This is a genomic window from Clostridium tarantellae (assembly GCF_009295725.1).
GTDB classification, from domain to species: Bacteria; Bacillota; Clostridia; order Clostridiales; family Clostridiaceae; genus Sarcina; species Sarcina tarantellae.
Genome location: NZ_WHJC01000109.1, coordinates 1 through 10,841 on the forward strand (window position 1 = coordinate 1; position 10,841 = coordinate 10,841).

Here is a 10,841-nt window from a genome sequence, read left to right on the forward strand (position 1 = left end):
TTTAAAGTTGATATAGCTAAATCTGTTGAGTTTAAATTTTTATCGGCTAAAAAATAATAGAAGCTATTTAAACATTTATCCCAATACTTTTTTATAAATTTTTCATGCAAAAATTTAACCGATTTAGCTTCTTGTATATATAAAATTGCCATTATCAATGTAATAAAATTTTCAAAGCTTCTTTTATAAAAAATATTTTTATACTCAACGAAATAACTGTTTAATGTTTTAATTATAGATTTTTCGTCAATACTATTCATAGAACCAAATTCCTCCTGTGTTTTATTAGTATTGGGTGTATTAATAGTTTGCACAGTTTTTAGGAATTTGGTTCATTTTTTATAAAATTAATTTTTAATTACTTGTAAAGTGGTGTTAATAATTATAGCTAATAAAAATTTATTTTAAGGAGGACCTATATGCAAATAAAAAAAGATAAATATAATTTAGGTAAATCAGAGGAAATAGAAATTACTTTAAAAGACTATGATAAAAAAGCAAACATAATGCTTGACTCTAAAATAGATGAAATAAACTTAGGTGCATCTATTTCAGGAATAGTAGTAGATAATTTTAATATACCAATTAAGAATGCTATAGTTAAATTAATGAATAATAAGCTTGAACTTCTAGTAGCTGTAAGAACAGATAAAGAAGGTAAATATGATATAAATATGATACCTACAAGTGATATATATACATTATTAGTTTCAGCTACAGGAAAGGTTTTAGAGCAATCCCCTTCTTTTTCTTTAATGAATGTAGAAAATAAAATTATAAATTTTAATTTAAATAATGATGAAAAATCTATTTTAGGGGCTATAAATGGAATTTTAATAAATGATAATAATAAGACAATTATTGGAGCTGTAATTTCTTTATATAAAATAAATTTAAATTCGGATGAATTAGTAGCTATAACTTATTCAGATTATGATGGAGAGTTTATATTTAGTGAATTACAACCTGGGAATTATGAAGTTATAATTTCTGCTCTTAAATATCTTCCTTTAGAAGAAGTAATTAGTGTGGAAAGTAATAAAATATCTTCCTTCAAAAGATCTTTAACTATAGACCCACATTTAAGTAATGGTTCTATATCAGGAATAATAACAGATAATTTAAATATAGCTATGCCTAAGGCTGATGTTATTCTTTATAAATTAGATGAAAATAACAAACAAATTCCTGTAGCCTTTACCAAAACAAATTTTTCAGGAATATATAGTTTTGTAAATGTGCCTTTTGGTTCTTATTTTATTAAATCTAATGCTATTCAAAATATTACTATGAATAATATACTTACCCCTTCTGTTAAAATAACTTCTACAAAAGAGATAGATACTTATAATACTTCTACAGGATTACTAGAAAATGGATCTCAGGTAGATTATTTAACAGGTTTTGTTACTTCCTTAGGAGGAATAAATGATGGAGCAGTAACTTTAAATGTTACTGTAGAAGAATCAGGTCTTTATAATTTAGCTATTCAATATACAAGCGCAGATTTTAATAGACCTTTAAGGTTAGAGGTAAATGGTAAAGATAATGGAGAAGTTTATAAGGTTCCAATTACTTCAGGCTGGGAAATCTTCCACACTAAAATTTTCTATGTTTTAACTAGCTTAAATAAGGGAGTAAATGTTATAAAATTTCATGGTGATGGAGTTAATTTAGCTCCCAATTTAAGTATGGTAACTCTTATTTTAAACCAAACAGAAAGTGTGACTTTATTTAATACTTCTTCTTCAGACCAAACAAAAAGCAAAACTTATAATGTAGCATTAGGTAAATTTGTAGGAAGTGTTAAAGTTAATACTATAACTAACTTTGCAGAAGGTATAGGAGGAGTTATTGATAGTTCTTCAACTTTAACTGTAGATGTGGTTGATAAAGCTGTATATTATTTAGCTGTTAAATACTTAGCAACTTCGACTAATTTAAGCTTTAAGGTTTATGTAAATAATGTAAACAATGTAGGCAACGGAAAAGTTTATACTGTAATTCCAACCAAAAGTATGAATGTTTCAGATGCTTTAACCTTTACTTTACCAATAGTTTTAAATGCTAATAGCAATACTATTCAATTTCATGGTGATGGGGAAAATAATGCTCCTTATTTTGGAGAGTTTACATTAAGTTTACCACCAGTAACTTCAAATCTAGTTGAAGGTATTCTTGAAAATGGTGCTAGAGCAGATACTACTAATAGATTTGTAAGAGCTTTAGGTGGAAAGAAAGATGGATCTTCAACTATTACTGTAAATGTATCTAATGAAGGAGAGTATACCTTATCAATTAAGTATGTGGGAACTGATAATACTTTACCATTAAAAATAGATATTAATGGTATAAGCAATAAAATTATATATACATTTTCGCCAACTAAAGGATTAACTGTAAATGATATTAAGACTTTCACTATTCCTTTAACTTTAAATACAGGAAATAATACTCTTAGATTTTATGGTAATGGAAAAGATACTGCTCCTAATTTATCGTCTTTTATTTTAACTGCTAAAGATACTAGCTCAGTGTTAAAACCAACTACTTCTACTATAGTTAAGGATATTTACTTTATAGCTAATGGAAAAACTGGAGGAACAGCTATTTTAGATAAAAAGCAAAATTTAATCACTGGTATTGGTGGAAAAGCTGATGGATTCTTTACTATGGAGATATCAGTAAATATTGAAGGAGAATATGTATTAAGAATAGCCTATAGAAATAATAATAGAAAATTTAAAATAGATGTAAATGGACAAAATACAGGTAAGATTTATACTACTATAGGAGATTTTAATGATTCATTTTCCACACTAATAAATCTTAATAGTGGAAAAAATACATTAAAGTTTTATGGAGATGGTACTGAATTAGCACCAGACTTTGGAGATTTTGAACTTAATTTAAATTTTCCTATAAATTCTAGATTGTCTGGAGGAATATTTTCAGGAGATACTAAATTACTTCCGTCTGGAGTTATAAATTCAATAGGTGGATTTTTTGATAATTATTTTCAAATAAATTATTTTACATCTCATTATGGAAAATATAAGATGGATATGGTATTTTCTTCTGAGGGAGGAGTGCTTTTAATAGATATTAATGATATTAATACGGGAAGTGTATATAATATACCTTCTGCAAAAACAGCTACTATTGCTTATAATACAATAATTACCTTAGAAGAAGGAGATAACTCCATTAGATTTTATGGAAATGGAGAGGAATTTGTACCAGATTTATATAGCTTAAATATAAAAGAACTTTTAGTAGCATCATCAGATCCAACATATAAAATATCTAGTGGAATTTTAAAAAATGGTGCAACAATTCATATGAAAACTAATTTTGTTACTGACATAGGTGGTAAAAAAGAGGGATATGTTACTTTAACTATTAAAGTAAATGCTGAAACCTATTATGATTTACAACTTGAATATATAGCTGAATATGGGGATACCAATTTAAAACTAGATGTAAATAACTCTGCTACTGGTATAGTTTATAATTTACCTATGACTGGATTTATGAGTAATTCCAAATTAGAAATGTTTATTATACCTAAAATTTTATTGAAAATAGGGGAAAATACTCTTAAATTTTATGGAGATGGAAGAAAACCAACACCAAAATTAGGAAGAATTAAAGTTGTTAAATCTATACCAAATTCTATAGTACCTCCAAAAGGAACTTTTTTTGTAAAGGATGGCGTATTAGAAAATGGTGCTAAAATATCAACATTTTCAAAAGATTTTGTAGAGGGAATAGGCGGGGATAAAAAAGATGGGTCTGTAACTATTTATATTTCTATAGATAACAAAGGAATATATAATTTAATAACAGAATATTTAGTAATTGATGATAATAGAAATTTAGTTATAGATATTAATGGAGAAAGACTAAATGATATTTATACTCTTCCTAAAACTAGTAGTTTAAAAGAAGAATATGCTAAGACATTTATTATAACTATATTATTAAATAAGGGAAAAAATATTATAAAATTTCATGGTGATGGAGTTAATTATGGTCCTATATTAGGAACAATTAACATTAATAAAGTACCACAGATGCAAACCTATAATGTAGCATCTGGATTTTTAGAAAATGGAGCTGAAATAGATACATCAACTGGGTTTGTTAAATATTTAGGAGAAGAACAAGAAGGTAAAGCTACAGTAGAAATATATAATGAGTTAGAGGGAGATTATTATTTAACTATAAAATATTTATCTCCTGTAAAAGATAGCTTTTTAAAATTAGATGTTAATTTAATTAATACAGGAACTATTTATAAATTTCCAAAGACTTTAGGAAGTTTAGCAAATGATGCTAAGAGTTTTAGTATTGATATAAATTTAATAAGAGGGAGAAATAAACTTAAGTTTTATAGGGATGAATATAATTATACTCCTAGTTTAGAATCTTTTGTTATTACAGATAAAAGATTAACTCAAACTTATGATATTACATTAGCTAAATTAAAGCATGCAAAAAAATGTATAGTAAAAGGTTATATTTGTGGGCTTGGAGGAATAAAGAAAGGAACAGCTACTTTAGAAGTAAATGTTGAACAAGAAGGAATATATAAGATTGCTTTCCAATATTTAAGTTCTAAAATTTCAAAACCTATTAAAATTGCTATTAATGGAGAAAATAAAAAATCACTATATAATCTAGAAGAGACTATAGATTTAGATCCGAAAAATGCAAAAATTTTTTCTATATTTTATAATTTAAAATTAGGAGAAAATATTATCAAATTTTATGGTAGTGGTAGTTTGAAAGCTAGTCCATTAATTGGAGAAGTTACTGTAAGTTTAAATTCTAATAATCCAATAAAAATTTATAAAATCTTTGATGGAATTTTAAAAGGAGATACAATGTTAGATGAAAAAACAGGGTTATTAAAGGGCATTGGTGGAGCAGATGAGGGTGCAGTTGTTTTAACTGTAAACGTAGCTTCTAAAGGAAGTTATAAATTAGAGCTTCAATATTTATCTATAAGTGATGAAACAACATTATTAATAAAAATTAATAATGAGTTAATAAAAAAAGAATTTAATTTGCCGATGATTTTAAGTTGGGATTTGAATCCTGTAAAAATTTTTTCTATTAATGTGGAGTTAAAGGCTGGAGATAATCTTATTGAATTTTATGGAGTTTCAAATAAGTCAGGTCCACTTTTAGGAAATGTAACTTTAATTCCTAATGAAATTTTTTCACGAGTTTTACCATTAAATAGTTATGATATAACTTTAGGTATATTAGAAAATGGAGCATATATAGACCCAGTAACAGGATTTGTTACTAATTTAGGTGGTAAAAAGAAGGGGAGTGTTACAATATTATTTAATGTAGAAGATAGTGGTGAATATTATATGACTTTAGAATATTTATGCGTAAAAGATTCATATCCATTTGTAATGGAAATCAATAAAAAAGATTTGGGACAAGTTTATTTATTAAATAAAACTAAAGATGAACCTTTAAAAACGGATTTCTTAATAAATTTAAATAGAGGAGAAAATGAAATTAAGTTTAAAGGTGCTGGAAATGCTATAGCTCCAGATTTAAGTTTTTTCACTATTGATAAAGTAATAGTTCTTGATGAAATTTAATTATATAACTACTTAAAAATTAATTTTAAGGAGGATTTATATGCAAATAAGAAGAGATAAATATAATTTAACTAAGTCTCACACCATAGAAATTACTGAAAAAGATATTGATGTAAAAGCAGATATAAATCTTTATTCTAATGCTAATGAAATAAACATAGGTGCATCAATTTCAGGAACAGTGGTAGATACTTTAAATATACCTATAAAAAATGCTATAGTTAAACTAATAGATAGTAATCTAGAGCCTTTAACTTATGTAAGAACAGATACTAACGGAAATTATGTTATAAATTTTATACCACCAAGTAGTGTGTATAAAATATTATCCACTGCTACAGGCAAAATTTTAAATCATTCAAATTCTTTTTCTTTACAAAATGGAGAAAATAAAATTATAAATTTTACATTATCTAATGATCCAAATACTTTATTTGGTGCAATTAATGGCATATTAACAAATAATGAATATGCCATTATAAAAGGAGCTGTAATTTATTTATACAGAATAAATAATAGTTTAGAAGAGTTAAGTGCTATAACATATTCAGATTATGAAGGAACATTTATATTTAGCGAATTATTACCTGGCAATTATAAAATTAAAATTACTTCTCTTTCTTATATAAATTCTGAAGAAATTATTACTGTAGAAAGTAAAAAAATAGTTTCTTTTAAAAAAATCTTATCTTTTAAAACCTTTGTAAGTAATGGATCAGTTTCAGGAGTAATAACGGATAAACTAAACAACTCTATTGGTAATGCTGATGTTATTCTTTATAAAATAGATGAAAAAGATGTACAAACTCCTGTGGCATTTACTAAAACAAATTTTTCAGGAATATATAGTTTTGTAAATGTGCCTTTTGGTTCTTATTTTATTAAATCTAATGCCACTCAAAATCTTGATATAAATAATTTAATTACTCCTTCTGTAAAAATAACTTCTACTAGGGAAATAGATACTTATAATATTTCTACAGGATTACTAGAAAATGGTGCTCAGGTAGATTATCTAACAGGTTTTGTTACCTCCTTAGGAGGAGTAAATGATGGGGGAGTAACTTTAAGTATTAATGTGGAAAAAGCAGGTCTTTATACTTTAGATATTCAATATACTAGTGCAGATTTTAATAGACCTTTAAAGTTAGAAGTAAATGATAAAGGTAATGGAGAGATTTATAAGGTTCCTATTACTTCAGGCTGGGAACCTTTCCACACTAAAACCATCTACATTTTAACCACATTAAATGAAGGAGTAAACATTATAAAATTTCATGGTGATGGAGTTAATTTAGCTCCTAATTTAAATATGGTCACTCTTATTTTAAACCAAACAGAAAGTGTAACTTTGTTTGATGCTTCTTCTGACCAAACAAAAAGTAAAACTTATAATGTAGCTTTAGGTAAATTTGTAGGTGATGTTAAAGTTAATACTATAACTAACTTTGCAGAAGGCATAGGAGGTCCTAAGGATAATTCTTCAACTATAACAGTAGATGTAGCAGATACAGCCATATATTATTTAGTTGTTAAATACTTAGCGGCTTTTAAGAATTTAAATTTTAAATTACAGGTAAATAATGAATATAATGAAGATATTTATACTGTTATGCAAACAAAAACTATGAAAATTTCAGATGCTTTAACCTTTACTTTACCAATAGCTTTAAATGCTAAAAGTAATACTATTGAATTTCATGGTGATGGAAAAACTTATGCTCCTTATTTTGGGGAATTTACTTTAAGTTTACCACCAGTAACTTCAAATCTAATAGAAGGCATTCTTGAAAATGGTGCAAAAGTAGATACTAAAAAAACATTTGTAACGGCTTTAGGGGGAAAGAAAAATGGTTCATCCACAGTTACTGTAAATGTTATAAATTCAGGAAAGTATAACTTATCAATTAAGTATGTGGGAACTTCTAATAATTTACCCTTAAAAATAGATGTTAATGGCGTAAATAATAATACTATTTATACTTTTCCTAAAACCAAAGGACTAACCTTAAATGATATTAAAACTTTCACTATTCCTTTAAGTTTATATATAGGAAATAATACTCTTAAATTTTATGGTAATGGAAAAGATACTGCTCCTAATTTATCTTCTTTTATCTTAACAGCTACAGATACTAGCCCAGCACCAAAGCCAACAATACCTACTACTATAGCTAATGATATTTATTTCATAACTAATGCCATTACTGGCGGAACAGCTATGTTAGATAAAAATCAAAATTTAATTACTGATGTTGGGGGAAAAGGAAATAGTTTCTTTACCATGGATGTATCAGTAAAGGTTGAAGGAGAATATGTATTAAGAATAGCCTATAGAAATAATAATAGAAACTTTAAAATTGATGTGAATGAAAAAGATACTGGCAAGATTTATAAAACTATAGGAGATTTTAATGATTTATTTTCTACACTAATAAATCTTAATAGTGGAAAAAATACATTGAAATTTTATGGAAATGGTACTGAATTAGCACCTGATTTTGGAAATTTACGAGTTGATTTAAATTATCCTATAAATTCTAGATTAGCTGATGGTCTATTATCAGAAAATGCTAAAATACTTCCTTCTGGAGCTATAAATTCCCTAGGAGGTTTTGATGAAAACTTCTTTGCAATAAATTATTTTACTGATGAATATGGTGAATATTTATTAAATTTAATTCTATCATCTCAAGGTGGAAATCTTTTAATAGATATAAATGGTGTGAATACTGAAACTATTTATAATATTCCTACTAGTAAAACAACCACTATTGCCTATAGTACTAAAATTACTTTAGAAGAAGGAGATAATTCCATTAAATTTTATGGTAATGACGAAAATTTTGTTCCTGACATTTATAGTATAGACTTAAAGAAAAACTTTATGATTTCCCCAAAACAAATTTATGACTTTTATACTGGTACTCTAACAAATAGCGCTAAACTTAATGTATATAATAACTTTATTGAAGGTATAGGTACAAACTTAAAAGGAACTGTTTCATTAACTGTTGAAGTAGATTCTGATAACTTTTATGATTTAAATATAGAATATTTAGCATATTTTGAAGAAAATATTCTATATTTAACTGTAAATAAAGAAGCTATTAGTTCTCCATATTATTTACCTATGACTGCTGGAAGAGCTAATTCTAAAGCTGAAATATTTACTATAGAAAGAATATCTTTAAAAAAAGGAACGAATACACTTGAATTTTCTGGCGATAATATAACTCCAGCACCAATGGTTGGAACTCTTAAAATTACCCAATCTCCACCATTTTCTTATTCTCCTGATACCTTTTTTGTTAAAAATGGTGTTTTAAAAGATGGTGCAAAAATATCTGATATTTCTAAAAATTTTGTAATGGGATTAGGGGGATTAAAAGATGGATCTTCCACTATAGAAATTGAAAATGAATCTGAAGGTCTTTATTACTTAATAATTGAATATTTAACAGGAGATAATAAGAATATTTTAGCAGTAACTATTAATAATGATACCACCTTCTATAATCTTCCAATAACAGAAAAATTAGAAGAAAGCTATGCTAAAACATTTTTAATTCCAATTGTAATGAAACCTGGAACTGATATTATTAAATTCCATGGAAATGGTATTAATTCTACTCCTATGTTAGGTAAATTAAACTTTACTCTAGCTCCAGATTTCACAACCTATAATGTATCCCATGGATCTTTAGAGAATGGGGCTACTATAGATACAACTACTGGATTTACAACTAAATTAGGAGGAATTTTTAATGGCTCTTCCACTGTAAATGTTGTAACTGATGATGACGGTGATTATTATCTAACCATTAAATATATTTCAACAGCTACTGATAGACCATTAAAATTAGATATTAATGGAGTTAATACAGGAACGATTTATAAACTTCCTAAAACTTCTGTAGGAACATTACCAAATCCTAAAACTTTCACAATAAAAATACCATTAGTAGAGGGCTTTAACTTTATTAAATTCTATGGTATAGAAGCTCCTTTAGCACCTGATTTAGAATCCTTTGTAATTACTAATAATGAACTTATAAAAACCTATGATATTACTGAAGCTATACTTTCTAAAGGTGCTAAAAAATTTAAAATTCCTGGATTTATTTGCTGTTTAGGAGGTTTAAGAAATGGTTCTGCCACTCTTAAAGTAAATGTTGATAAAGAGGGCCTTTATGATTTAGCTTTTAAATATTTAAGTGGAAATACTTCAAGACCTCTAAAGCTTAAAGTTAATAATATTTCTATGAAAAACATTTATAAACTTCCACCAACTGTTGATTTTGAAATAAAAAATGCTAAAACTTTTACAATTCCTATAAAACTAAAAAGTGGAGAAAATGAAATTAAATTTTCTGGAAATTATAGTTTTACAGACGGACCTAATATAGGACAAGTTACTCTAAGTTTAAATATGGATAAACCTTTAATAATTTATAAAATGGCAGATGGAAAATTAAATGGAAGTGCTACTATAGATAAAGATCTTAATGTAGTTAATAATCTTGGTGGAAAAGGAAAAGGAGAGGTTACTTTAACAGTTAATGTAGTTTCAGCAGGACTTTATGATTTAAATATTCAATATGTAAGTAAGACTAAAAGCTATTTATTAGTAGATATCAATGATAATTTTCTTAGAACTCCCTATAGCTTTTTACCAACTTTCATAGACAATATACCAATGTTTGATACTTTTACTATTGAAGCTAATTTAATTGCAGGAAATAATACTATAAAATTTTATTGCAGTGAAAATTGTATAACTCCTATGCTTAGAACTTTAACAGTTACTCCTAATACTTCAACTTCAAAAAATTTACCACCTGGAACTTACAATGTAGCTGCAGGAAAACTGGAAAATGGTGCAATAGTAGATGCTAATAGTAATTTTGTAACTAATTTAGGTGGAAAAAGAAATGGTTCTTCTACAGTAACAGTTAAAGTAACTAAAACGGGAGTTTATAAAGTTTCAGTGGAGTATTTTTCCAATAATCCTTTAAATTCATTTTGTATTGCTATTAACAATAAAGATACTGGTAATATTTACAACACCAATAACACTAAATTATACTCTAATATTACTTATTTTGAAGTTGAATTAAAAAAAGGAGAAAATACAATTAAGTTTTATGGAGATGGAACTAATCCATCACCAGATTTTCAAATTTTTACATTAACTCAATAAAGGTTTATTAG

2 protein-coding genes and 1 pseudogene are annotated in these 10,841 nt (G+C 26.4%); 2 read left to right on the forward strand and 1 reads right to left on the reverse strand.

Annotation, left to right across the window (positions count from 1 at the left end; genetic code table 11):
* Positions 1–260 (reverse strand): annotated as a pseudogene (locus GBZ86_RS08580) (IS701 family transposase); the annotation flags it as partial.
* Positions 261–419: 159 nt separating this feature from the next.
* On the opposite strand from GBZ86_RS08580, the gene GBZ86_RS08585 reads away from it, so the two are divergent.
* The gene (locus GBZ86_RS08585) at positions 420–5,627 is read left to right on the forward strand and encodes a carboxypeptidase regulatory-like domain-containing protein (protein WP_152889667.1); all 5,208 of its coding nucleotides are present in this window, start codon (positions 420–422) and stop codon (positions 5,625–5,627) included.
* A gap of 40 nt (positions 5,628–5,667) precedes the next feature.
* Entirely contained in the window at positions 5,668–10,830 is a 5,163-nt protein-coding gene (locus tag GBZ86_RS08590; RefSeq protein ID WP_152889670.1) for a carboxypeptidase regulatory-like domain-containing protein, read from the forward strand.
* Positions 10,831–10,841: the final 11 nt, after the last annotated feature.